Origin of the sequence: Novosphingobium sp. (genome assembly GCF_036820275.1) — a bacterium.
GTDB lineage: Bacteria > Pseudomonadota > Alphaproteobacteria > Sphingomonadales > Sphingomonadaceae > Novosphingobium.
The window spans coordinates 61,721-86,032 of record NZ_DAISLT010000017.1 but is presented as its reverse complement, the minus strand read 5'-3'; the positions used below and the strand labels follow the sequence as shown (position 1 = coordinate 86,032).

At 63.2% G+C, this 24,312-nt stretch carries 21 protein-coding genes and 1 pseudogene; 10 read left to right on the top strand and 12 right to left on the bottom strand.

The features are described from left to right. Nucleotides 1-343: 343 nt before the first annotated feature. The gene (locus V7066_RS14830; RefSeq protein ID WP_334183815.1) at nt 344-1,510 is read right to left on the bottom strand and encodes an MFS transporter; all 1,167 of its coding nucleotides are present in this window, start codon (nt 1,508-1,510) and stop codon (nt 344-346) included. A 137-nt stretch (nt 1,511-1,647) separates the two neighbouring features. On the opposite strand from V7066_RS14830, the gene V7066_RS14825 reads away from it, so the two are divergent. Continuing rightward, a complete protein-coding gene (locus V7066_RS14825) occupies nt 1,648-2,106 on the top strand; it encodes a winged helix-turn-helix transcriptional regulator (RefSeq protein WP_334183814.1) in 459 nt (152 codons plus the stop codon). A 237-nt stretch (nt 2,107-2,343) separates the two neighbouring features. On the opposite strand, the gene V7066_RS14820 is transcribed toward V7066_RS14825, so the two are convergent. Beyond that, nucleotides 2,344-3,243, bottom strand: a complete 900-nt coding sequence (locus tag V7066_RS14820) for a LysR family transcriptional regulator (protein WP_334183813.1) — start codon at nt 3,241-3,243, stop codon at nt 2,344-2,346. Nucleotides 3,244-3,403: 160 nt separating this feature from the next. Between V7066_RS14820 and V7066_RS14815 the strand changes: the two genes are divergently transcribed. The 5 genes and pseudogenes from V7066_RS14815 (at nt 3,404) to V7066_RS14795 (ending at nt 5,926) form a co-directional block, all read left to right on the top strand. After that, the gene (locus V7066_RS14815) at nt 3,404-3,811 is read left to right on the top strand and encodes a (R)-mandelonitrile lyase (RefSeq protein WP_334183812.1); all 408 of its coding nucleotides are present in this window, start codon (nt 3,404-3,406) and stop codon (nt 3,809-3,811) included. Between the two features lie 2 nt (nt 3,812-3,813). Then, nucleotides 3,814-4,044, top strand: coding sequence for a tautomerase family protein (locus tag V7066_RS14810; RefSeq protein ID WP_334183811.1), 231 nt, complete (start codon nt 3,814-3,816; stop codon nt 4,042-4,044). Nucleotides 4,045-4,052: 8 nt separating this feature from the next. Further along, a complete protein-coding gene (locus tag V7066_RS14805) occupies nt 4,053-4,790 on the top strand; it encodes an SDR family oxidoreductase (protein ID WP_334183810.1) in 738 nt (245 codons plus the stop codon). Between the two features lie 7 nt (nt 4,791-4,797). Continuing rightward, nucleotides 4,798-5,136 (top strand): annotated as a pseudogene (locus tag V7066_RS14800) (hypothetical protein); the annotation flags it as partial. An 82-nt stretch (nt 5,137-5,218) separates the two neighbouring features. Further along, nucleotides 5,219-5,926 carry an SDR family NAD(P)-dependent oxidoreductase gene (locus V7066_RS14795; protein WP_334183809.1) on the top strand — a complete coding sequence of 236 codons (708 nt, stop codon included), beginning with the start codon at nt 5,219-5,221 and terminating at the stop codon, nt 5,924-5,926. Between the two features lie 472 nt (nt 5,927-6,398). Here V7066_RS14795 and V7066_RS14790 read toward each other — a convergent pair whose 3' ends face one another. Further along, entirely contained in the window at nt 6,399-7,940 is a 1,542-nt protein-coding gene (locus V7066_RS14790) for a vWA domain-containing protein (RefSeq protein ID WP_334183808.1), read from the bottom strand. 255 nt (nt 7,941-8,195) lie between these two features. Here V7066_RS14790 and V7066_RS14785 point away from each other — a divergent pair, with 255 nt between their 5' ends. The 3 genes from V7066_RS14785 to V7066_RS14775 are packed head-to-tail and all read left to right on the top strand — an operon-like array spanning nt 8,196 to nt 12,140. Further along, nucleotides 8,196-9,785, top strand: coding sequence for a DUF4153 domain-containing protein (locus tag V7066_RS14785; RefSeq protein WP_334183807.1), 1,590 nt, complete (start codon nt 8,196-8,198; stop codon nt 9,783-9,785). 16 nt (nt 9,786-9,801) lie between these two features. After that, nucleotides 9,802-10,539, top strand: coding sequence for a response regulator transcription factor (locus V7066_RS14780; protein WP_334183806.1), 738 nt, complete (start codon nt 9,802-9,804; stop codon nt 10,537-10,539). Continuing rightward, nucleotides 10,536-12,140, top strand: a complete 1,605-nt coding sequence (locus V7066_RS14775) for a sensor histidine kinase (RefSeq protein WP_334183805.1) — start codon at nt 10,536-10,538, stop codon at nt 12,138-12,140. The genes V7066_RS14780 and V7066_RS14775 overlap by 4 nt, the downstream gene beginning before the upstream one ends. A gap of 252 nt (nt 12,141-12,392) precedes the next feature. Here the strand turns inward: V7066_RS14775 and V7066_RS14770 are convergent, their stop codons facing one another. The 4 genes from V7066_RS14770 to V7066_RS14755 form a co-directional block, all read right to left on the bottom strand. Continuing rightward, on the bottom strand, nt 12,393-13,325 hold the full coding sequence (locus V7066_RS14770) for a formylglycine-generating enzyme family protein (protein WP_334183804.1): 933 nt from the start codon (nt 13,323-13,325) through the stop codon (nt 12,393-12,395). Between the two features lie 62 nt (nt 13,326-13,387). Next, entirely contained in the window at nt 13,388-13,597 is a 210-nt protein-coding gene (locus tag V7066_RS14765; RefSeq protein WP_334183803.1) for a hypothetical protein, read from the bottom strand. A 139-nt stretch (nt 13,598-13,736) separates the two neighbouring features. Continuing rightward, nucleotides 13,737-16,046, bottom strand: a complete 2,310-nt coding sequence (locus V7066_RS14760; protein WP_334183802.1) for a glycoside hydrolase family 3 N-terminal domain-containing protein — start codon at nt 16,044-16,046, stop codon at nt 13,737-13,739. An 83-nt stretch (nt 16,047-16,129) separates the two neighbouring features. Continuing rightward, complete coding sequence (locus V7066_RS14755; protein WP_334183801.1) at nt 16,130-17,539, bottom strand: MFS transporter; 1,410 nt, start codon at nt 17,537-17,539, stop codon at nt 16,130-16,132. Nucleotides 17,540-17,749: 210 nt separating this feature from the next. Between V7066_RS14755 and V7066_RS14750 the strand changes: the two genes are divergently transcribed. Further along, entirely contained in the window at nt 17,750-18,811 is a 1,062-nt protein-coding gene (locus V7066_RS14750) for a LacI family DNA-binding transcriptional regulator (protein WP_334183800.1), read from the top strand. Between the two features lie 86 nt (nt 18,812-18,897). On the opposite strand, the gene maiA is transcribed toward V7066_RS14750, so the two are convergent. From maiA to V7066_RS14725, 5 genes are read right to left on the bottom strand one after another with little or no spacing between them, the layout of a single operon-like run. Next, nucleotides 18,898-19,536 carry a maleylacetoacetate isomerase gene (maiA, locus tag V7066_RS14745; protein ID WP_334183799.1) on the bottom strand — a complete coding sequence of 213 codons (639 nt, stop codon included), beginning with the start codon at nt 19,534-19,536 and terminating at the stop codon, nt 18,898-18,900. Then, a complete protein-coding gene (locus tag V7066_RS14740) occupies nt 19,529-20,227 on the bottom strand; it encodes a fumarylacetoacetate hydrolase family protein (RefSeq protein ID WP_334183798.1) in 699 nt (232 codons plus the stop codon). Before V7066_RS14740 ends, maiA begins: the two co-directional genes overlap by 8 nt. Next, nucleotides 20,224-21,273, bottom strand: coding sequence for a gentisate 1,2-dioxygenase (gtdA, locus tag V7066_RS14735; RefSeq protein ID WP_334183797.1), 1,050 nt, complete (start codon nt 21,271-21,273; stop codon nt 20,224-20,226). Before gtdA ends, V7066_RS14740 begins: the two co-directional genes overlap by 4 nt. Before the next feature lie 7 nt (nt 21,274-21,280). Beyond that, nucleotides 21,281-22,969 (bottom strand): glycoside hydrolase family 3 protein, encoded by a 1,689-nt coding sequence (locus V7066_RS14730; RefSeq protein ID WP_334183796.1) that lies wholly within the window; start codon nt 22,967-22,969, stop codon nt 21,281-21,283. Next, nucleotides 22,962-24,308, bottom strand: a complete 1,347-nt coding sequence (locus V7066_RS14725; RefSeq protein ID WP_334183795.1) for a sulfatase family protein — start codon at nt 24,306-24,308, stop codon at nt 22,962-22,964. The genes V7066_RS14730 and V7066_RS14725 overlap by 8 nt, the downstream gene beginning before the upstream one ends. Nucleotides 24,309-24,312: the final 4 nt, after the last annotated feature.

Sequence of the window (24,312 nt, the reverse complement as noted above, 5' to 3'; positions counted from 1 at the left end):
TGAAGGTTGCCGCGATGCAGATGGCGGACATGAAGGTGCGCGCGCATCGATCGTAGCGAGTGTGGATACGGCGCCAGTCCTATAGCCTGCCGAACATGATTTCGATCTTGTGGCGCTGGCGATAGAGCACGGCATCGTGCGGGATAAGAACCTTTCGGTTTTTCTTTGACGGGATGCGGGCCGCGATGTTTCGTTCGGCGAGCGCGGCCTCTCACGCGCGCGCCGCGGAGCGGCTTAAGTTGGTCGCGAGCTACCTAAGCAGACTGTCTGTACCTGGGATTCCAGAACCGGCTCCTGAACGGCGACAAAGGGTCGGTTCGCCGGGATCGTGGGGATCGAGCCGTCATTTGCGCAGAATGCGGCGACGTCTGATTTGGTTGGAAGCGGTCGCAGCGACGCAGGACCAGAGCGCCAACCCGGCGAGGCTGATGCAGAAGCCCGTCAAGCAAACCCCGCCCCAGCCCCATAGACTGTAGACGTATGTCGATACTGCGGCGCCGGCCCCGCTCCCAGCGGAGTAGAACACCATGTACCCAGCGATGATCCGGCCGGTGGCGTCCGGATGCCTGCCGACAATCAGTGTCTGGTTCGTTACGTGAACCGCTTGCACGGCAAGGTCGAGGAGGGTGATCCCGGCAGCAAGCCACCCAAGCGATAGGGGCAGCAGCATGATGAACCCCCATGACAAGCACAACAGCGGCAGGGCTGCTCCGGTCACCCAGTGCGCCTGTCCTCGATCGACCAGTCGGCCTGCTCCTCGGGCGCCTATGGCCCCGGCGATGCCGACCAATCCGAACAAGCCTATGTGGCTATGGGAAAGCTTGAAGGGCGGCGCCGTCAGCGCAAGCACCAGCGGCGTCCAGAATGTGCTGAACGCAGCGAAAACGACGAAGGCCAAGGCGGCGCGAAACTGGAGCACTCGATCGCGCCGCAACAGTGCCGGAAGCGATCGGAGAATCGCACGATAGTCACCGCGCGGGGAATGCCTTGTGTCACGCGGCAGCGCTGCGCTCAGCACTAGCGTCGCAGCCAAGCACATGACTGCAGAGATTCCGTAGACTGCGCGCCAGCCCAGCCAGTCGCTGACGCTGCCCGAAACGGCGCGCGCGGCGAGAATCCCGATGATGATGCCTCCCGTTACCTTGCCAACGACAGCACCGCGCCGATCGGGCGGGGCAAGCGCACCGGCGAATGCCACCAATGACTGAACCGTCACCGCCAGCACCCCAACCGCCGCGAGTGTCATCAGGAACATCATCTGCGAGCCCGAAATGGCAACGCCAGCGAGAGCCAATGCTGACAGGCCTGTTTGGACGACGATCAGTCGCCGCCGGTCCATCACATCTCCCATCGGCACGAGGAGAATCAGCCCGATCGCGTAACCTGTCTGGGTGAGTGTCACCGCTAGCCCGAGACTTGCCGCCGTCATGGAAAGGCTCGCGCCGATGAGGTCGAGTAAAGGCTGCACAAGATAGACGTTGGCGACGGCCAATCCGGCAGCGACGGCCATGATTGTCGTGGTTGTGGTTGCGAGCGGCTGGGGCAAGACCGACGAAGGAACTACGATGTCTCTATGCATGGTCTCATATTGAGACCAGTATGCGGCGCCAATCCAGTTCGAAATACGAACCACTTCGGAGCCACCCCATGGTGAAGCGCGTCAGCCTCGATCACTCTTCCTGCCCGGTGGCGCGTTCGCTCGATGTTATCGGGGATTGGTGGTCACTGTTGATCATCCGGGACGCCTTGGAAGGCGTCCGACGGTTCACCGCGTTCCAATCCAGCTTGGGCATCGCGAAAGGCATGCTTGCCAGCCGCCTCCGAACTCTTGTCGAGCGAGGAATCTTCGAATTAAGGCCGGCATCGGACGGCAGCGCCTATCGGGAGTATGTCCTGACCACCAAAGGGCAGGCGCTGCACATCGTCGTGGCAGCCTTGCGGCAATGGGGCGAAACGCAACTTTACGGCCCGACCGAGCACCACTCTTCGCTGGTTGATACTCTCGACTGCGAGCCTGTCGCACCCTTGACCTTACGCGCGTCCGATGGGCGCTCGCTCGAGTGGGCTGATACAAGCGTTATCAAGGTGGACGACGCAAGGGATTGATCCGTGGCCCTCGCCCTCCTGTCACAAGCCGCCGTTCACCAATCCAATTTGCGAAGACAGGGTTTGGTCGACACCTGATGGGATAGCGGACCTTCCGCAACAAGGGATCAAGCTTTGATCTCTGAGTGTCTCATAAGGGTCGGTTTGGCCGAGAACGAACGCCGCCACCTGGACGTTTCTGCCGTTCCGAACATGAGCCGCAATGTCCGATTTCGGCGACACCGGGCGTTCGCTGGATTATCTAGCCCGCCCCTTTTGCAGGGCGGCGAGCAGCAGTTTGAAAGCTGGCGATGGTTGACGGCGACTGGGGTAGAATAGGTGGTAACCAGGGAATGGCTCGCACCAATCGGCCAATACATGGACCAGACGGCCAGCCTCGATATCGCCCTTAACCATGTTCAAATTGAGATAGGCAAGACCGAGCCCGTGCAGCGCGGCTTCGTAAATTATCCACCCGTTGTTCGCGATGACCTGACCGTCGACACGCACGTTCACCGTCTCACCATCACGGTCAAACTCCCAAACATATAGCCCTCCATGTGTCGGCGTGCGCAGGTTGATGCAGACATGGTCGGTGAGATCCTGTGGCGTCACAGGGAACGAATGCCGCTCAAAATAGGCGGGTGATCCGACCACCGCCATTGTCGCCATCGGCGCGATCGGTACTGAGATCATGTCTTTGGCGACCTGATCATTCATACGTATGCCGGCATCAAAACCGTCTGCGACGATATCTGACAGACCGTAGTTGACGGTGATCTCGACCTTGATGTCGGGATAGTCAGGCAGCAATCGACTTAATGCCGGCAGAAGGTGGGCCTGAGCCGGATGCTCGGCCGTCGTCAGACGAATAGTGCCAGCGGGCTTTGCGCGCATCTCACTCAGCGCGCTGAGCTCCATTTCTATATGCTCGAAACTGGGTCCTATGCCGGCGATGAGTCGTGCGCCTGCCTCTGTTGGCGAGACACTGCGGGTGGTGCGGGTAAGCAGCCGTACATCCATGCGCTCTTCCAGCGCCCGGATGGTGTGACTCAGAGCCGATTGCGACACGCCCAGTTTGGCAGCCGCACGCGTGAAGCTCTTCTCTCTGGCAATGATGAGAAACACCTGAAGGTCGTTGAGATTCTCGCGGATCATTAATGAGCATTCCTTATCAGTCCATGCCAACTTTAGAGCATAGTTGCTGAAAGGCCCACGGTTTAAATAGATGCTCAAGCCGGATGGCCGGGCTTCCGACCTTCGACTGCGAACCACGACGCGGTCCACGCGATGCGGCCCCCGAAACATGGAGCAGCAGATGATTATCGATCGTAGCGAAGACCAAAAGACTATCGACGCCCCTGAACAATATTTCACTGGCAGGGTGACGATCACCGGGCAGTTCCGTCGCGAGGCACCCTCGCGCATCAGCGGCGGTATCGTCCATTTCGAGCCCGGCGCCCGGTCCGCCTGGCACACCCATCCCCTCGGTCAGACGCTGATTGTCACCGAAGGCGTGGGCTGGACCCAGGTCGAGGGTGGACCGAAGCTGGAGTTCCGGGCTGGCGATATCATGTGGTGCCCGCACGACCAGAAGCACTGGCACGGTGCGACGCCGCACGAGGGCATGACCCATATCGCCATCCAGGAAATGCTCGATGGCAAAAACGTAACCTGGATGGAGAAGGTGACCGATGAGGAATACCTCGCCGGTGAGGCCGACTGATCATGCCACATGTCACGGTCAAAATGTTCACCGGCCGGAGCAAAGATCAGAAGCAGCTCATCGCTAACGATGTAGCCGCGGCGCTGATGAGTAATGGCATCCCGGAAAGCGCGATATCGGTCTCCGTCGAGGATGTCGCCCCGGCAGACTGGATCGATGACGTCTACAACCCCGAGATCCGCTTCAAGTCGTCGCAGATCTACAAGAAGCCCGGCTACGGGCCTGACGTGTGAGGTATCTCATGGCAGAAAACATCCAGGACAAGGTAATCGTCATCACCGGCGCGAGCAGCGGGCTCGGCGAGGCCGCGGCCCGTCTGCTCGCCTCACAGGGCGCGAAAGTCGTCATCGGCGCACGTCGCGCTGATCGGCTAAGGGCGCTCGCGACCGAGATTGGCATCGGTGATGAGGGTTTCCTCGTCACCGATGTGACCAACCGCAGCGACGTTCAAGCGCTGGTCGACCGCGCGGTGTCGCTGCACGGCCAGATCGACGTCATCCTCAACAATGCTGGCCTGATGCCGAGCTCCTATCTCGAACTGCTGAAGGTCAACGAGTGGGGCCGCATGGTCGACGTCAACATCAAGGGCGTCCTCTACGGCATTGCTGCCGCTCTTCCGCACATGATCGCGCGCAAAAGCGGCCACATCATCAACGTTGCGTCGGTGGCCGGCCACAAGGTCAATCCCGGCGGCTCGGTCTATGCGGCGACCAAGCATGCGGTGCGGGTGATCTCCGAAGGCCTCCGGCAGGAGGTGGCGCAGCATAATATCCGCAGCACCATCATCTCGCCTGGCGCGGTCGCCACTGAATTGAGGGACACCATCACTGACCCGACGGTCGCTGAGGGCATGCGCAAGGGCTATGAGACCGCCCTGCCGGCCGATGCCTTTGCGCGGCTGGTTTCGTTTGCGATTGCACAGCCCGAAGAGGTCGCGCTGAACGAGATCCTATTCCGCCCGACCGCCCAGGTGTCGTGAGGTTGGGATGTCGACCATGACCGCTAACCCGCCGGTGCATCTGTCACCGGCACAGGTGCTGCTGCCGATCATGGCAGCAGTTCTGGCTGGCTTCCTGATCATCGGGCTGGCCCTGCCGGTGCTGCCGATACATGTGCATCACGCACTAGGTTTCAGCTCCTTCGTCGTCGGTCTGGTGGCGGGCAGCCAGTTCGCCGCTTCGCTGTTCTCGCGGTTGTGGGCCGGCTCGCATGCCGACCACCATGGCGCCAAGCGTGCAGTTATCACCGGGCTCGTGGGTGCAGCGTCTGCCGGCCTGCTTTATCTTGCCTCGATCGCTTTCGTATCCAAGCCGCTGGTGTCAGTCGCGATCTTGCTGCTCGGGCGCGGTGTTCTCGGCGGGGCTGAGAGCTTCATCATTAGCTCTCGTCACCGGCGCGTCGGCTGGCATGGGCTTCGCAACCGCCAAGGCGTTTGCCGAAAGCGGCGCTTCGGTGGTTCTGGCCGACATCAACCCGGAAACTCTGGCGAAGGCGACGGACAGCCTCCTGTCCGCCAGGCACAAGGCGCTCGCCGTGACCTGCGACGTGTCGGATGAGGTTCAGGTCGCGGCCATGGTCGATCAGGCGATCGCCACCTACGGGCGCCTCGACATGGCCTACAACAATGCTGGCATCCAGGCGCCGCCGACCGACGCGGCGGATGAACCTGCGAGCCAGTTCGACCGGGTGAATGATATCAACCTTCGCGGAGTGTGGGCCTGCATGAAGCACGAGCTTCGCCACATGCGGGAACAGGGCAGCGGGGGCATCGTAAACTGCTCCTCCCTTGGAGGCCTGCGCGGGCTTCCGGGCCGGGCGGCCTATCATGCCTCAAAGCACGGCGTGATCGGCCTCACCAAGAGCGCGGCGCTCGAATATGCGCCGCGTGGCATCCGCATCAATGCAGTCTGCCCCGGCACGATCAACACGCCGATGGTCGCCAAAATGCTGGAGAACGAAGCCGATGCAATGGCTGACATCATGAAGAACCAGCCGATCGCCCGTCTCGGCGAGGCAGAGGAGATTGCTGCAGCCGTGCTCTGGCTGTGCAGTCCCGGCGCGAGCTTTGTGCTTGGGGTTTCGATGCCGGTCGATGGTGGCTACACTTCTCATTGATGCAATACAGGATCAGGTCGACAGGAGTCACGAAACCAAAGGCCTCCCGCTCCGCCGAGAGTACATAGTCTCCAAAGCGGCCATTCTACCGGCCGAGATAAGCTGGGGGGCTTGTCTCTCCCACAATAGCGGTTTCCCTCTGATTCGGACTTTCGCACCGGTTCTGGCGAACGACTTGATTCGGACCCGCACCTGCCGGGAAAGGAGCTGGTCCGCACCTGGGAACTGAAGATCGGAGGCTGAATGGCCGGGAAGGATCGCGACCTGCCGGTGGTGCCCCCTGCCCTACTCCGCCGACATAGCTGCCACGACTACCTTCGGCACCGTCCCGCAAAGTAGACATATGTTCATCTCCTGTCGGCTGCTCTTGCCTGCTCCCAGCGGCCAGCGGCCAGCGGCCAGCGGCTGTGGCTGTGGCTTCCATCTCTCAAAATAAGGAACAACAGAGACTTCAACGTACAATAATTCATTCTCATTGCGCTTGATCAGTCGTAGCTTGCTTCTGGCTGCCCGCCGCCAAGTTGGTCAGTTCCACAAATTCGCTTCGCCAATAATTTGTCTGATGACCCGCAACGCGCGCGATATCAGCGTAGTCAAAGTTTCCCAGCCGAGTATCACCCCGCAGTTTTTGCCCGAATGCGGCAACCGCGATGGCGAATGCAGCGTCGCCCGTCGGCGCCGTTGCCATTAAGACACGGCTGGCGGTCACCGGCACATCAATAAGTCGGCTCCGCGTTCCATCGGGAAGCTTGTAACGGAGACGGACGTTTGCCGCCTCGGATACATCATCAGACTGCGCATGCGTCCCGACCGCGTTCGCGGCGTATTTGCGCGGGGGCAACCACCCCTGCTGGCCGGCCGGCACAATCTCGTAGATCGCCGTAACCTGATGCCCAGCCCCGATCTCGCCTGCATCCACCTTGTCGTCGGCGAAATCCTCCTCACGCAGTGCCCGGTTCTCGTACCCGATCAGGCGGTATTCGCTGACCACCGCCGGATTAAACTCGACCTGCACTTTCACGTCCTTGGCGATAGTGAACAGCGTGGAGGAAAGTTCTTCGCCCAGAACCTTGCGCGCCTCCATGGCATTGTCGATGTAGGCGTGGTTTCCGTTGCCCAGGTCGGCCACCGCTTCCATCATCGCATCGTTGTAATTGCCCTGCCCGAAGCCGAGCGCGGTCAGCGTGATGCCGTCCTCCCTGTTCTGCCGAACCATGTCCTCAAGCCCCTTTTGGTCGGACAGGCCGACGTTGAAGTCTCCATCGGTCGCCATCACGATCCGGTTGATTCCGCCGGAAATGCGATGCGCGCGGGCAAGGTCATAGGCCATCGACAATGCAGGACCGCCCGCAGTGCCGCCCCCCGCCTGCAACCCGGACAGCGCCGCCTTTATCTCTGCGGGATCGTGGCTGCCTTCAACCAGCGCCTCCACGGACCCCGAATAGGTGATGATGGAAATGCTGTCGTCTCCCCGAAGCCCATCGGCCAGGACCGACAGCGCCTGCTTGACCAGCGGCAGCTTGTCCGGCTCATCCATGGAACCAGACACATCGACCATGAACACAAGGTTCGCCGCCGGCCGCTCGGACCGGGCTACGTCGTAACCGCGCAGCCCGATGCGCAAGAGCCTGGTCTGCGGGTTCCACGGCGTCGTAAAAACATCGGTAGTAACGCTGAAGGGCGTGGCCCGGTCCACGGGCAGCGGATAGTCATAGCGAAAATAGTTGATCATCTCCTCGGTCCGAACAGCTTCGGCCGGAACCGGTTGGCCGGCCATCAACATGCGCCGCACATTGGTGTAGGAACCGGTGTCCACATCGATTGCGAACGTTGAAACAGGATCGCTCGCAACACGGTGGATCGGGCTGACCTCCTTGCCATCGTAACGCTCGCCGCTGTCGGCGTTCGACGCAATGTCCTCGTACCCGGCATCGCCTGCAGGTTTCGCACCACCGCAGCCCGAGAGCATGAGGCCCGACATCAAGGGGAAGGACAGGACCACACGAAAGCGCATGTGTTTTCTCCACTGTATTGATAGAGAACACATAGTTCTCGGAATTGCAGCAATACAAGAGGACCAAGAGCGCAGTTTCAGCGCCTGCATTTCAGTTGAGCCGACGCGACCAAAAAAAACGGCGGATTTACTGCCGACTTTCCATTTCCTGCACGGTTTCTGCACAGGCCCTGCGCTAACAATTCATCGCGAAGTCACGATAAACTGCGCCGCCCGCGCTGCATGATAACTCCCGTCATTCAGGGAGATACGCAAATGCAATTCGCCGCCGCCCTTCCGGGCGCAAGCTTCCGATGGAAACTGGCGATAGGACTGGTCTTCGCCTGTGCAGGAGACTGGCTTGTCCATCGCAGCGCCCCGCCTAATGGCGTGCCGGGTATTCTCGCACTCGCCCTCCTGGGCGGCTTGCTGGCAGGAAGGTCGGCGGTACGGCACAGCAGGGCCGGCCAGTTGGCGACCCTTGCCGGGACGGTTTTCGCGCTCGCGCTTGCCTGGGATCCCGGCTTGCTGTCCTGGACGCTTTTCTGGCTTGCAGCGGGAATGGCCACATTGCTTCCTCAAACCGATCGGTTCGACGATAGCTGGCGCTGGGCGCAGCGCCTGTTCTGGCAAGGTCTGCACGCACCGCTCCGTCCCCTGATCGACTTGCGACGCATGGCGAAGGTCCATGCCGCCGGGCACGGCAGACGTTTCGGCCTACGCCGGACGGCCTCCCTGTTGACGTTGCCACTGGTCGGCGGCGCGGTGATCGTGACGCTGTTCTGCGCTGCCAATCCCATATTGGCGCAAACGGTATCTTCGCTGCTGTCGATCGATACAACCGTCATGGCCATGGTGCCCCGCGCGATGCTCTGGACGCTGTTCTTCGCAATGCTGTGGAGCCTGCTGCGCCCCAGCCTGCTGAAACGCCCCCTGGCATTGTTCGACGGGCGCGGCGATCTCGGCCTGCCGGGGGTTTCGCCGGCATCGATTACGATCTCGCTGGTTGCCTTCAACGCGATCTTCGCGGTGCAGAATTCGCTCGATGCAGCCTATCTCTGGGGTACTGCTACCCTGCCGGATGGCATGACGCTGGCCGATTATGCCCATCACGGCGCCTATCCACTGATCGCCACCGCATTGCTGGCGGCATTGTTCTTGCTGGTCGCGCTGCGTCCGGGGTCAGAGAGCGCGCGTTCGCCGGTGATCCGGCGGCTCGTCACTTTGTGGATCGCCCAGAACATCGTGCTTGTCGCATCGTCGATCCAGCGCACGTTCGACTACGTAGAGGCCTATTCGCTCACCCGTCTTCGCATCGCGGCTCTCGTGTGGATGCTGCTGGTCGGCTTCGGTCTCGCCACGATCTGCTGGCGACTGCTGCGCGATCGCAGTTCGGCCTGGCTGGTCAACGTCAATCTCGCGGCAACGGCGATAGTGCTGACCGCGATCTGCTTTTTGGACCTCGGCACGCTGCCGGCCTACTGGAACGTCCGTCATGCCCGCGAGGTCGGCGGCACCGGCGCCGCACTGGACTTGTGCTATCTTGGCCAACAGGGCGAATCCGCCCTGCTTCCTCTGCTCGAACTCGAGCGGCGCCGCGATCTCGGCTTCAATTTCCGCCAGCGCGTGCATGCCGTACGGGTGCAAGCGACAGAGGGTTATGGCATCTACGGAGGCCTGCTCCACGCTCGCCGCCGCGAACAGGCCGAAGCGCTTGCTGAGGCGCTGCCACCCGTTGACCTTGGCGACGGCGAACGCGGATGCGATGGATCGCTGATCCCCGAGGTTGCTCCCCCGTCGCCGCCTACTGCCCCATCGCCAGCCCCACAGACTCAATTCCCACCGCAGGCTACCGCGCCGCGTTGACATGGACCTTGAGGAAATGAACATATCTGCCATGCCCGCCACGATCCTTCTCGTCGACGACGATCCCCATATCCGCCAGTTGCTCGTCTTCGCCTTCGGCAAGGCCGGCGTCGACACCATCGAAGCCGGCGATGGCGAGGAAGCACTGGCAAAAGTCGAGCGACATAATCCCGATCTGGTGATCCTCGACATCAACATGCCGCGTATGGACGGATTGGAAGTCTGCCGCCGCCTGCGGGCGACTAGCGAAGTGCCGATCTTTTTCCTCTCCTCGCGCGACGACGAGATCGACCGGGTGCTGGGCATCGAACTGGGCGGTGACGATTATGTGGTAAAGCCCTTCTCGCCGCGCGAAGTCGTTGCCCGCTCGATGGCGATCCTGCGCCGCACCTGTCCGCGCAATGCCTCACCCGTTGGGCCTGCCGAAACGGCCGCAGTGCTGCGGCACGGCCTGTTGAGTCTCGATCCGGAAAGCTGGACCGCCCAGTGGCATGGCCATGAGGTGGGCCTGACTGCTACCGAGTTCACCATCCTTCGCACTCTTCTCGCCGGCCCGACGCGTATCTTCTCCCGGGACCAGATCATCGACCGCCTACGCGGCCCCGGCTTCGCACTGACCGACAGGACGATCGACAGCCACGTTCGCAATTTGCGCCGCAAATTCGCCGAAGTCGGTGCCAACGACCTAGTCGAGACCCGCGCAGGGATCGGATACCGCCTCGGCACCTGCTCGGGCTCCGCGCCAGAGGGATGATCCGCAGGTTTTGGAAACGAATCAAGGCCATCGTCGCCTGGCATTGGCCGATCCTGCGCCTGCGTACGATCCTGCTGGGAACGCTGCTGTTCGTCGCCGCGCTGCCAGGGTTCGGGGCGATCTTCCTGCGCATTTACGAAAATGCGCTGGTCCGGCGAACCGAGGCGGAACTCGTGGCGCAAGGCGCCGCTCTTGCCGCCAGCGCAGCCGTCGTCGGCGGCGGGATTACCCTACCCACCGCACCTCCCACCGTGCCCGAACGCTATAACGACCGGATGACCGAAGTGGACTTGCGCTCCTCCCCGGTCCTGCCGCCCCGCCCACGCGCAGATTCCGTCGCAGGCCACCCCGATCCCGCCGCCTTAGCTCTGGCCTGGCGTATGATGCCGGCTTTTCAGGAAACCAAGGTGACGACCCTGGCCTCGATCCTGATACTGGACCGGCAGGGCATCCTGCTCAACGGACCCGAGGCCGGTGGCAGTCTGGCCGCGCTGCCGGAAGTCCGCGCCGCGCTTGATGGCGTGCCTACGACCGTACTGCGCGAGAACGCCGGTTATCCAGCCAGGCAAGCACTCGACTGGCTGAGCCGCGCCGCCAACATCCGCCTGCATCATGCACGGCCCATCGTGGTGGACGGCAAAGTCGTGGGCTTGCTGTTGGTTTCGCGTTCGCCGCGTGCCCTGGCCCTCGGCATCTACGAGGACCGGGGCAAGATCGCGTTGGGGTTGGCAGCGATCTTCGCAATGCTCTTGATGCTCTCGGCGGTGCTGTCGCGCGCCATCGTGCGCCCCATAGAAGGGTTGAGCCGCGCAACGCGCGCACTTGCCTCGGGCCAGCGCGTCTCTGCCCGGCAACCGACCTTGCAGGTCGTCGAGATCCGCGCGCTCTACGAAGACTTCGAGCAGATGGCCGATGCCATCGAAAAACGTTCACGCTACCTACGCGATTTCGCTTCCTCGGTCAGCCACGAGTTCAAGACGCCGCTGGCCGGAATATCCGGTGCCATCGAACTGCTTCAGGATCATGGTGCCCAGATGTCACCCGCAGAAAGCAAACGGTTCCTTGCAAACATGGCTGCGGATGCCCGGCGCCTGTCGCGCCTTGTGGGGCGATTGATGGAACTGGCCCGTGCCGACGTATTGGTGGGAACGACGGACGCCCGCATTCTTCCGCGTGCCTTGCTCCTCGCCGTCGCCGATGGACTATCCAGCAAAGACTTCGCGATTTCCGTAAATTTGCCGGAAAAGGAACCAGAGATTTGCATCGACGGCGACACACTGGAAGCCGTGCTGACCACTCTGGTCGAAAACGCCCGACAAGCAGGCGCCAGGCACCTGGAAATCTCGTTACGTGACGGGCCGGGCATGGTTGCCGTCGATTTGATCGACGACGGTCCAGGCATTCCCGACGCGGACCGCCAACGCATTTTCCTGCCGTTTTTCACCAGCAAACGCGAACTTGGCGGCACAGGACTGGGGTTGCCCATCGCCCGTTCACTATTGCAGGCTTACGGTGGCGAACTGGGACTCGTCTCTTCGACACGTGGCGCACATTTTCAAATTACATGCCTTAACGCAACGCATCGTTTGACTGACGATTGAAACAAGCAGAAGCCTGATCTAATAAATGCGCATCGCTTTTTAAGGGCCTCTTTGCAGGTCGCACGTTTGCAAAAAGCAAGTCTAGGCACACGCTGGGACCAACCGGCTCAATCATCGTTCCCGCCGACAGAGCGGACCTAGAGCACGTCATTTCGGTTCCCCGATTGCTGCCCTTGGTTCATTGAATTGCGAATAATTCTGAACAACCATAGAACCGCGACCGGCCGTGATTGGTCGGATGTTCGCCAACGTTTATGTCGCTGAGCGAAGTACGCAACGAAAACCGATGTGGGAGGTCGCGGTGTCGATCATCTCGGGATGGCGCGCAGCGGGGCGGTAGCGCTGGCAGTAGTTCGCCGCGCACAGGTGCGATCCGCCTTTCAATACCTTGCGGCCAATGCGCACCTGGGGCTGATCGGGGTCGAAGCTGTCCTTCAGCTTGCCGCCGCGCGGGTTGCTGACGGTACAGCACGACTGACCGGCTTTCTTCTTCGGCACACCCGGCTTTTCGCTCCACCAGTCCGAGGTCCACTCCCAGGTGTTGCCGACCATGTCGAACAGGCCGTAGCCGTTGGCAGGGTATGTGCCGACAGGAGACGTACGTTCCCATCCGTCAAGCATCTGGTTGGCGAATGGGAACAGACCCTGCCAGTAATTCGCCATCATCACGCCGCCTGGCGCTAGTTCGTCGCCCCAAGCATAGTCGGCGTCATCCAGCCCCCCGCGTGCGGCAAATTCGAACTCCGCCTCCGTCGGCAGGTCTTTGCCTGCCCACCGCGCATAGGCATCGACGTCCGCGTAGGCGACCTGCACGACGGGATGATTCCATAGGTCAAGGCTATCGACATCACTGTCAGGACCAAGTGGATGGCGCCAGTCGGCCCCGAACTCGAAGCGCCACCAATTGCCGGGATTGGACGTGTCTACTGGTGTGGAGGTCTTATGAAATACCAGCGATCCGGCGCGGTTCAGGCCAGGCATCATGCCCGGATAGTCCTTGGGATCAGGGGCGATCTCGGCAACGGTGGTATATCCGGTCGCTTCAACGAAAGCTGCGAACTGACGATTAGTGACGGGCGTGGTATCGATCCAGAAGCCGTTCACCGAGACCCGGCGAGACGGCGCTTCCTCCGGATAGAAACGCTCTGAACCCATTGTAAATGCGCCAGCATCGATCCAGGTCATGCCGGTCGTGGTAGTTGCCTGCTCCCGCGCAGGCCGGTGATCTTTATGTATCTCTCGCGCTTTCATTCGCCGCCGCTCTTCCGCATCTTGGCCAGCAGGCCCTCGCACTCGAAGATCGGAGTGGACGGCTTGTAGGCATCGGGAAGGGGCTGCACCAGATATTTACCGGCGCTTTCGAGATATTCGTTTTCGCCGTTCATGGCGACTTTGGCGACGTCGAGAGCGAACAGGGATGCCTTGCCGAGGAAGGTCGAGGCGTTGATCGCGTGCACGTGGATTTGGCAAAGTCGTGCGGGGCGCGTAGCCTCAGCAGTGAGGCGACATATGGAGTGGCAGTAAACGGCATTGAAGTTTCTCACACTGTAATCGGGTTGTGTTGACTATAGGACTGTCAAGCGACAACCCGCTCGATCACTCCACCACAGTAAAGCGCGTCGTAGCGTCAGCTTGTGAGTTTCCGCCTACCCAGACGTCGAAGGTACTCACGTCCTGAATCCAGCTCTTCGTCACCTCGCTCCAGTATCGAAGATCGTCTGCATTTAGCGTGAATTGCATCCGGCGGCTTTCGCCTGGCTGCAGCATAACTCGCGCAAACTTCTTGAGCTGGCGGACCGGACGCGACGACGTTCCCGTTCGCTGATGGATGTAGAGCTGTGCCACTTCGTCGCCCTCGCGCTTCCCGGTGTTCGTGAGGGTGAACGAAACGGTGACCGCCTCTCCCGGCTTGAGGGTAACCCGATCGGCTTTCACGTCACTGTAGGCGAAGCTGGTGTAGCTTAGCCCGAAACCGAACGGCCAGGTAGGAAGGTTGTCCTCGTTCCAATAGCGCGAATTGGCCCCGGCAGGCTGATGGGAGGGCAAATAGGCATAAGTGTAAGGCGCCTGCGCCGCGCTGCGTATCCAGCTGAACGGCAGCTTACCCCCCGGCACCGCATCGCCGACCAAGAGGTTGGCGACGGCAGTGCCACCCTCGCTGCCGGGATACCAGGCCTCCAGCAAAGCGCCGGGCCGTGCCTCCGCAAGGTTGAAGGGCCTTGCCCCCATCAGCACCACGACGACCGGCTTGCCGGTGGCGATCGCCGCTTCCAGCAGGTTCTGCTGCCGTCCCGGTAACGACAGATCGGATCGCGATGCCGCCTCGCCTTCCATGTTCTGCGGTTCGCCCAGCACCATGACCGTGACGTCGGATGCGCGCACCAGTTCGAGCGCCTTGGCGAACTCGGCCTTCTCGTCGATTTCCGGGTGCGACGCGGGCTTGTTGATGTCATCGAAGAAAGATCGGTTCTTGCGCGTCGGCCATGTCACGCCGGTCGCATAATCGATTTTCACCGCCTTCCCGAGCTTCGCGCGCAGCCCTTCCAATATGCTGACCGCCTTTGGCCCGTTGGCCGGGAAGACCCATGGCCCCAGCGTATCCTGACCTGAATCGGCCAGAGGTCCCAGCACCGCGATCGACTTCAGGGTCTTGCGGTCCAGAGGCAGAAGTCCCCCGGCATTGGCCAGCAGCACCGCCGAACGCTCCGCTGCCAGACGCGCGACCCGGCGATGCTCGGGATCGTCCAGAACCTTGGCGGCCTTTGCCGGATCGACATAGGGATTTTCGAACAAGCCCATCCGGAACTTGGCTTCGAGCAGCCGGCGGACGGGTTCGTCGAGCGCATGCTCGTCAAGCTCGCCCTTGCGGACGGCCTCGATCAGCGAAAGCATCGGGGATGGACCGCTGGGAACCGACATGGCGAGATCCATTCCCGCCTGAAGTGCCCGCACGGCCGCCTGCTTCTGGTCGGCGGCCATGCCCTGCGGCTCCAGCGAGTTGACGCCGTTGGCATCGCTTACCACGAAGCCCTTGAACCCCCACTCCTTGCGCAGAACATCCGTCAGAAGCCAGCGGTTTGCCGCCGCCGGAACGCCGTTCAGTCCCATGTAGGCGCTCATGATATTGCCGGCACCGGCATCGATCGCGGCCTTGAACGGCGGCAGGTAGGTGTTGCGAAGCTGGTTTTCCGAAAGGTCGACCTCGTCGTAGTCACGACCGCCCAGCGATGCGCCGTAGCCCACGAAGTGTTTCGGCCCGGCAATGACGTGGCCCGGAGCACCGATGCCGGAACCCTGGAAACCTCGCACTTGCGCCGTAGCCATGGCCGCGCCGAGCACCGGGTCTTCCCCGGCGCCTTCCACCATGCGCCCCCACCGCGGGTCCAGAGTGATGTCCACCATCGGCGCGAAAGTCCAATGAAGACCAACGGCGCGGGCTTCGGCAGCGGCGACCGCCTGCCCCTTCTCGGCGATGTCCGGATCCCAGGAGGCCGCCACGCCGATCGGCACCGGCATGATCGTGCGAAGGCCGTGAATGACGTCGAAACCGAACAGCAGAGGTATTTTCAGACGGGTCTTCGTGACCGCGACCCGTTGCAATTGATTGATCCGTGCCGGGTCGGTGACGAAGAGCATGGAGCCGACCTCGCTTTTCGCCACCGCCGCGTCGAGATCGACGCCCGTGGTATCTGCCCCCGCCACGGTGGCGCCGCCGAAGTCGAAGTACTGAACGAGCTGCCCGACCTTTTCTTCAAGGGTCATGCGCGCGAGAAGGCCGTCCGCGCGGGTCCGCGCTTCCTCTGGAGTCATCAAGGGCACCTCTTTGGCGCTCGGTGTAACGGGGTTCAGCATGGCGAAACCGGCTGCGGACAGCGCAAGCGCCAGAGCAAATCGTGAAGTCCGCATATTTTCCGCTCCTTGGAATGGCGAGAATGGCAAAGTCGTTATCGATCCCGCGCGCGCTCGGAGTATCCGGCCTGCGCACCAGATCAAGCGGGTTCGCCGCGTGGCAGTCCTGACATGCCAAACAGCAGCGCCGCCAACGCCAGCGGCGAGGCCACCGCGCAGACGATCGAGATCGACAGGCCCAGGCGCGACGGGTCGGCGAAGACCAGGTCCGTCACGAGCGCCACCGAGGTCGGCCCCAGCGTCGAGCCGATGAGATTGATCGCCAGCATGTAGATCACCGAGACTTGCGCCCGCATGCGGTTGGGGGTCAGCGACTGGAGCGTGGCCAACCCGCCGCCGAAGTTGAAGCCGGCAAAGAAGTTCATGCCGCCTACGCCCGCCAGCGCGAGGCCCGCCGTGGGCATCAGCGGAAAGCCGATCGTCAGGGGAATGAGTGCGGTGAACCCGATCACCGCGGCCAGCAGATTGCCGTTCGGCACGCCTCGCCTTTGCAGCCAGGACCCGGCGAAGCCGCCGCAGAGCGCTCCGCTCGTGCCGCAGAAGAAGACCATCCAGCCGTAGGCCGAGCCGATCTGCGCGATAGACATGTCGTAGGACCGTTCGAGGAAGGCTGGTATCCACGCGCCGGTGCCGTTGCCCACAAAGATCATCAGCGCGAAGCCGACGATGATGCCGGAATAGGCGCGGCCATGGGTGGAGATCTGGCCGAACAGTTGGCCGATGTTGGCACTTGGGTTCCCGTTCCGGCCGGACTTCTCGCCGCCGACCGGCTCCGCGACCTTCTGGCCGCCACCGCGACGGGTAGGTTCGCGCACGAGCATCATCGCCAATGACAGCAGCGCACCGGGAATACCCAGAGCCAGAAAGATGATGTGCCAGCCCTTCATCGTCCCCAGCACCGGTATGGCGATCTCCGAGGACGGCGGCACCGCGCTGGCGATCAGCCCGCCCAGGATCAAGGCACCCGCTCCGCCGAGGTAGACGCCCATGTTGTAGACCCCCATGGCCAGGGCCAGCCGGTTCTTAGGAAAGTAGTCCGCCAGGATCGAGTGGGCGGCGGGGCTCAGTCCGCCCTCCCCGGTTCCCACCGCGACACGCGCGGCGAAGAGGCCGCCATAGCTGCGGGTCATGCCACAGGCCGCGGTGGCAAGACTCCAGACGAAGATCGACACGACGATGATATTGCGGCGGTTGGACCGATCAGCCAGCCAGGCCACGGGGATACCGACAATCACGTAGAACAGGGTAAAGCTCAACCCGTAGAGCAGGCTCATCGCCGTGTCGGAAGCGCCGAGGTCTTCCTTGATGGGTTGGACAAGCAGTGCCAGCGCCTGGCGATCGACGAAAGCCAGGGTGTAGGCGAGCATGAGCAAAATCGCCGCAGTCCAGGCTTCGCGCGCGGGAGGCCAGCTGCCGCTGTCGGGATCCGTCATGGGAGGCTTAATGTCGGGCGCCATTCTCAGCGCGGCATCCTTCGCGGTCTGCAGCATATTCCCCATCCCTGAATTCTTTTCTTGCCTGGCGCCGTTCGTGCAGTGCCCCTGCGGTGCGACCCGAAAGGCATGGACAAGCAATTATTTAGCGCTAAAACTACTCGTGTTTTCCGGATTGTCAACGCCGTTGTTGGACAATTCGGCCTTTATCGCATTGGTCGGGCCCACCCTTGCCAATTTGCAGCCGGAACCTATGACAGGAGCGATATGACAAGCGGTACGACCCATCGAAAACGACGGCGCAGCGGCGGCGGCCCCACGATCGCCGAAGTGGCCGAACTGGCCGGCGTATCGACGATGACCGTCTCCAACGTTCTGAACAACCGGCCGGTGGTCCATGCCGATACGCGCGATGCCGTGCTCAAGGCCGTAAAAGCGCTCAACTACACGCCGAACAGCGCCGCGCGCGCGCTTGCCAGCGCCGCCACGCTGCGGATCGGGCTGGTCCACAGCGATGCCGAAAGCGCCCTGCTCAGCGCGATTCTGGTCGGCTCGCTCAAAGCCGCATCGCGGCTGGGCGCGCAGCTCATCATAAACTCCTATGACCTGGCCGATCCGGTCGGCGGCGTGGAAGCTTTCCTGAAAACCGGGCTGGACGGGCTGCTGCTGCCGCCTCCGCTCTGCGAAATGGTCAGTGCCGCAGGCATTCCGGAGCGTCACGATACCGCGATGATCGCGCTGGCTCCCGGCGGCGATCTTCGAAACATGGACTGCGTGCGGATCGACGACGAACAGGCCGCCTACGAAGTGACGCGGATCCTGCTGAGCAAGGGCCACCGCCGGATCGGCTTCGTCACCCTGCCCGGCGCACTGGTCGCCGTGTCGCGACTGCGCGGTTACCTCCGCGCGCTCGGCGAGCAGAGCGTCATTCCCGACATGAGCCTGGTCTGGGAAGCGCGGCCAACGTTCGATGCCGGGCTCGACCTGGCACAGCGCGTCCTGATCGAGGACCGCCGCGTGACGGCCGTGATCGCCGGTAACGACGACATGGCTGCGGCCTTCGTCAATGTGGCCTTGCGCAACAACCTCTCGGTGCCCGGCGATGTCTCGATCATCGGCTTCGACGATACGCCGATCGCCGTGAAGATCTGGCCTGCGCTGACGACCGTGCGCCAGCCGCTTGCGCTGATTGCCGAAAAGGCCACCGAGCGCCTTGTACACATCCTGCGCGAGGAGGGCGGAAAGAGTGCAACGGTGGAGGCCAGCTACGTGGACTTCACCGTGATCGAGCGCAGTTCTGTCGGCTGCGTACCCCGGGAGAACGGATAAAAAAGCGGCGGCGGACTTGCGTCCACCGCCGCATGGGCAACCGGCTCGGGAGGAGGAGATCGAGCGGTCGCCCCAAGGTATCGATACTACTCCGCGTCCGGCTGGCGGGACGGGACGGCAACCTGGAATGCAGGCAGCGCGTTGCAGGCGGCTTCCACTTCGACGATCCGCGGGAAGTCGAACCGTGCCCCAAAGCGCCGCGCATTGCCGAGCTGGGGCACGAGGCAGATGTCGGCCAGCGTGACCTGCGCGCCGAAGCAATAGGGCCCCTCGTTCGCCGCAATCGTTGCGGAGAAAGCTTCTAGCCCGGTCTCGATCACTTCGCGCGCCCAGCCGTTCACGGCTTCCTCTTCGAGCCCGCGCGCGCGCAGCATGTCGAGCACCTTCAGGTTCTGGAGCGGATGCACTTCGCAAGCGATGAGCTGCGCGGCGGCGCGGACTTTCGCGCGTTCCAGCGGTCCTGCCGGAAGCAGCGGCGGATCGGGCCGGATCTCGTCGAGATATTCGCAGATGGCCAGGCTCTGCGTCAGCACCGCACCACCGACTTCCAGGCTGGGCACAAGCCCCTGCGGGTTGAGCCGCAGATAGTCCGGCGTGCGCTGTTCGCCCGCACGGAGCCGATAGGTGCGCCCACTCCAGTCCAGGCCCTTGAGCGCGAGCGCTATGCGCACGCGCCACGAAGAGGACGACCGCCAGAAAGTGTGGAGGACCAGCTGGTTACTCACCGGCAGGCGGTCCCACCGTCACCACGGTATCGCTGAGGCCGGCTACCGAGATGACGATCTCGTCGCCCGGCACCACGGCGCCCACGCCCGCCGGGGTGCCGGTGTAGATGAGGTCGCCCGGTTCAAGACGGTAGGCGTTCGAGAGGAAGGCGATGAGGTCCGCGACCGGGTGGATCAGTTCGGCAAGGTCTGCCTCCTGCTTGACTTCGCCGTTGACCGTCAGGCGGATCGCGCCTTCGTTCAGCGGGCCGGTTTCGGCGATCGGATGGATCAGGCCGAGCGGAGAGGATTCCTCCACGTTCTTGCCCGCGTCCCAGGGGCGGCCCTTGGCCCGCGCTTCGAGCTGGAGATCGCGGCGGGTCATGTCGAGCCCGGTGGCATAGCCGTAGACGTGGTCCAGAGCGTCGGCAACAGCGATGCTGCGCCCGCCCTTGCCGATGGCGACGACCAGTTCGGCCTCGTAATGGAAGTTCGCGGTCGACGGCGGGTAGGCCATGACCGACCCGCTGGGGATCACGGTCTCCGCCCACTTGGTGAAGTAGAACGGCGCCTCGCGGTCAACCTCGACGCCCATTTCCTTGGCGTGGTCGGCATAGTTGCGGCCGATGCAGAACACCCGGCGGACCGGATAGTCGTGACCGTCGCTGGTCTTCGCGATGACGGGCGGCAGCGGGTCGAACAGATAGGTCAATGGTTGAACTCCCGGTAGAGATCGAGCTTCACTTGCGAAGCTTTGTCGGAATAGGCGAACAGCACCAGCTCGGACGCCGCGATGAAACGATGCGGCACCCAGGACGGCACGACGAAGACGTCCCTGGACTTCAGAGCGATGGCTTCCTCTCCCAGCAGCAATTCGCCGGTACCTTCGCAGACTACGAAAACAGTACCGTCGGTCGCCTGCCGGGTGCGGCTCTCGAAACCTGCGGGCAGCAGCCGGACATGGGCGGAGATGGTGGAAAGCACCGGGCCGCCGTCTGCGGGATTGGTGAATTCCAGAGCGTGGCCAAAGTGCGGGTCGATCTCGCCCCCGGCCACGAGCGACTGGAGCGCGGGCCGCCAGTCGGCGTAAGGATAGTGGAACAGCGGTCGTCCTGCCGGCCGCCGGTCCGCCGCGCTGCCGCGCATCGGGCGCATGTTGTGGCCGTAACGCGCCAGCGTGTCGCCCGGTGCGGCCGTCTCGGGGTGGGCCGCAGAGCCGAGGCGCTCCGCAAAGCTGGCATCGAACAGGCGCACGGTCGGGATGTCCAGACCGTCGAGCCAGATCATCGGGGCCGCGCAGTCGTTGCCGTGATCGTGCCACTGGTAGGCCGGCGTCAGCACCAGATCGAACTGCTCCATCACCGCTTTCTCTCCGTCGAGCGCGGTGAAAGCGCCGCTGCCTTCCATGACGAAGCGCAGCGCGTTCTGCGCGTGGCGGTGGCAGGGCGCCACTTCGCCCGGCAGGATCAGCTGAAGCCCGGCATAGAGGCTGGGTGTGATCGCCGCCTGGCCTTCGAGACCGGGGTTCTCCATGATCAGCACCCGGCGCTCGGCCTGCTCGGCACTGATGATGTCGCCGGCCCGCATCAGGAAGCCCCGCGTTTCCTCGTAGTCCCAGCGCCAGGGTTTGGCAGGCGAGCGCGGTTCCGTCAGGACCAGCGCATGAAGATTCTCCCACAAGGGCTGGAGCCCTTGAGGCGCCATCGCCGCATAGAGCGCTTCAAGCTGCGAACGCTGGTCGTTGGCGCCTTGGGTCATCTCGTCCTCACCACTTGAGCTGTTCGAGGCCGCAGAACGGATCGACCGGGCTGACGCCGGTGAACGGCGCCTCGCCGGTCAGACGGCGAACCGTTTCGCGCTGCACCGGTTCGATCGCGCTATAGGCGTTCACGCATGTCTGCATGTGCGGCGCATCGAACAGGTAATAGGGCTGACCGAAGGAAACCATCAGCGTCGGGATCTCGCGCGGATACTGCGTCATCGCCTTGCGGTTGTTGCCGTGCAGCTTCGCGAAATCGAGGAAGATGCGCGAGGCGCTGGGCGTAGCTTCCTGGCCGACCAGATAGAGGACGAGGTCGGTATCCTCGCGCGTGGGCATCGCCTCCGGATCGAAGCTGCGCACCGCGAAGCCGCGCTGCTCCAGTTCGGTAAGCACAGGGCCGTAGCCGCGATCGAGCGAGCCGTCCCAGAAGCTGAAGCCTTCCTCCTCGATCACCACGACCCGGCGGTGTCTCACGGGATCGAGCGGCAGGAGGTCCTGAACGTCCTTGACCAGGGTGACGCTCTGCCCAGACGCGGCGCGGGCCGTTTCGAGGTCTGCGGGGACCTGAAGCGCCTCCTGCATCTCGGCCAGCGGCATGAGCCGCTCCGAAGGTTCGCGCAAGTGCAGCCCGAGCCGAGCTTTGAGCGTGAGGATGCGCGTGACCGCTTCCTCCAGCCGCGCTTCGGACAGCAGGCCCTTGCGCAAACCGTCCAGCATGAAACCGTAGTCCCGTTCGGGCGCGCGGCTGAACAGGAAGATGTCGCAGCCGTTCTCGATCACGGTCGGCACCGTCTCGGCGCGTTCCATCCAGCCCGTCAGCCCGCCCATGCCGGTGGCATCGGAGATGATCAGACCCTTGAAGCCCAGCTCGCCGCGCAGCAGGTCCTGGTTGAGCAGGCGCGAGACGGTCGCCGGCTGGAAGGCCTCTCGCCCGGCATCGGGCAGGCGCGAGCGAATATAGGCGGGGAAGGCGATGTGCGCGGACATCACCGTCATCACGCCATCCCGGATCAGCGTGCCGTAGATGCGGCCATAGAGCGCATGCCATTCGTCCACCGAGAGCGGGTTGACGCTGGTGACGAGGTGCTGGTCGCGCTCGTCGAAGCCATCGCCCGGCCAGTGCTTGAGGCAGGCGGCCACGCCCTCTTCCTGCAGGACGCGGGCGTAGGCGCGGGCCTGCGCCAATACGCGCTCGGGATCCGAACCGAACGAGCGGGTGCCCACGATGGCGCTGCGGAAGGCCTCGTTGATGTCGACCACCGGACCGAACGACCAGTCGTAGCCGAGCACCCTGCTCTCGCGCGCGACAAGGCGGGCGACGGCCTCGGTCATGGCCAGATCGTCGCAGGCGGCGAGTCCCATGATGTTGGGCACGGCGCTGGCGAAGGGATAGCTGATGGTGCCGCCCTCGATGTCGCCGGTGAAGATCGGCGGCACGCTGGCGCTTTCGACCGTAAACATGGTCGCGTCGCGGAAGGCCGCGAGGTCCGGCCGAGGGAAGCGGTTGATCCCGCCCGGCTTCAGCGCGAGCAGCGGGGCCAGTTCCTCGCGACTGTCCTGCGAGGTGGAAAAGACGAAGAGCTGCCCGATCTTCTCCTCGGTGGTCATCGCGTCGCGGGTGCGCTCCACCCAGGCCTGGGCCTCGGCATCGATGGCGAGGGGATCGACGGTATCGGAGACGAGATCAGTCATGGAAAGTTCCGGAAGTCACGGCCACCGGGCCGCGCTTGAAAGGCGCAAAGCGCGTGCGGGCGGCAGCAAGACGGCGGCGCATGTCCGCAAGGACATCAGGGTGCCGGTCGGCCACGCTGTAGTTCTCTGCCGGGTCGGCGTTCAGATCGTAGAGCTGCGGATACTTGGGATCGGTGGGCCGGAAGCCGGCCAGGAAGTAGTCGCCGGAGACGTATTTCCAGCGCTGCGTGCGGATCGCCACCGGGTCTTCATTGTTGAACAGGACAAGTTCCTCATGGGGAGACTGCTGCGCGCCGCCGAACAGGACGGGGGAAATGTCCTTTCCGTCCAGTTCCGCGTCGGGGAGGGCGACGCCGGCAAGCGCGCAGCAGGTGGGGAGAAAGTCGATGGCCATGGCGATCGCATCGCTGTGGCCGGAAGCGGAGATCGAACCGGGGCACCAGGCGATCAGGGGCACCTTGCTGGCACCGTCGTATCCACCGCCGCCCTTGCGCTGGCGCAGGGGGCCGCTCGACCCTTCGTACCAGGGTCCGTTATCGGAGGTGAACAGCACCAGCGTCTCGCGGTCGATCCCCAGCTTGCGCAGCAGGGCGAGGATGCGGCCGACCTTGTCGTCCACTTCCTCCACGGAATCGCCGTAAGCTCCCGCATTCGAGCGACCCGCAAAGGGCGCGGGCGGACGGCAGGGCAAGTGCGGCGCGCTGAGCGCCAGTTCCACGAAGAACGGCCTTGCGGCGTTCTCGGTGATGAATTTCTCGGCCTCCTCGCAGAAGATCTGCTGGAGCGGCATGATCTCGACAGGCGCCTGCACAGCCTCGCGCCCGGCTTCGGCGCGCACCAGCACCAGGGGGCTCATGTCGTGGCTATAGGGGATACCTACGAAGCGGTCGAAACCGTGCTGCGTGGGCAGCCAGTCCGGTCCGCGATGGCCGAGGTGCCACTTGCCGAACAGCCCGGTCGCATAGCCAGCGGGCTTGAGCGCTTCGGCTATGGTCACTTCGGACTTCGGAAGCACGCGGTCGTCGTTGTAGAGGATGACCTTGTCGCCAAGACCAGTCCGCACGGGATAGCGGCCGGTCAGCAGGCCGGCGCGCGAGGGCGTGCACAAATTGGCGGCGGCATAGAATTCGGAGAAAGTCAGCCCTTCGCGGGCCATGGCGTCGATATTCGGCGTGGCGATGCCGCGGGCGCCGGTCATCCCGAGATCGCCGTATCCCAAGTCATCGCAGAGGATCACGACGACGTTGCGCGGGCGGCGCTTCCCCGCGGCCATGGCGGCCGGTGCCGAACAGGCTGCCGCGGCGGCGGCGCTGGAGGCGAGGAACTTGCGTCGATCCAAGTCG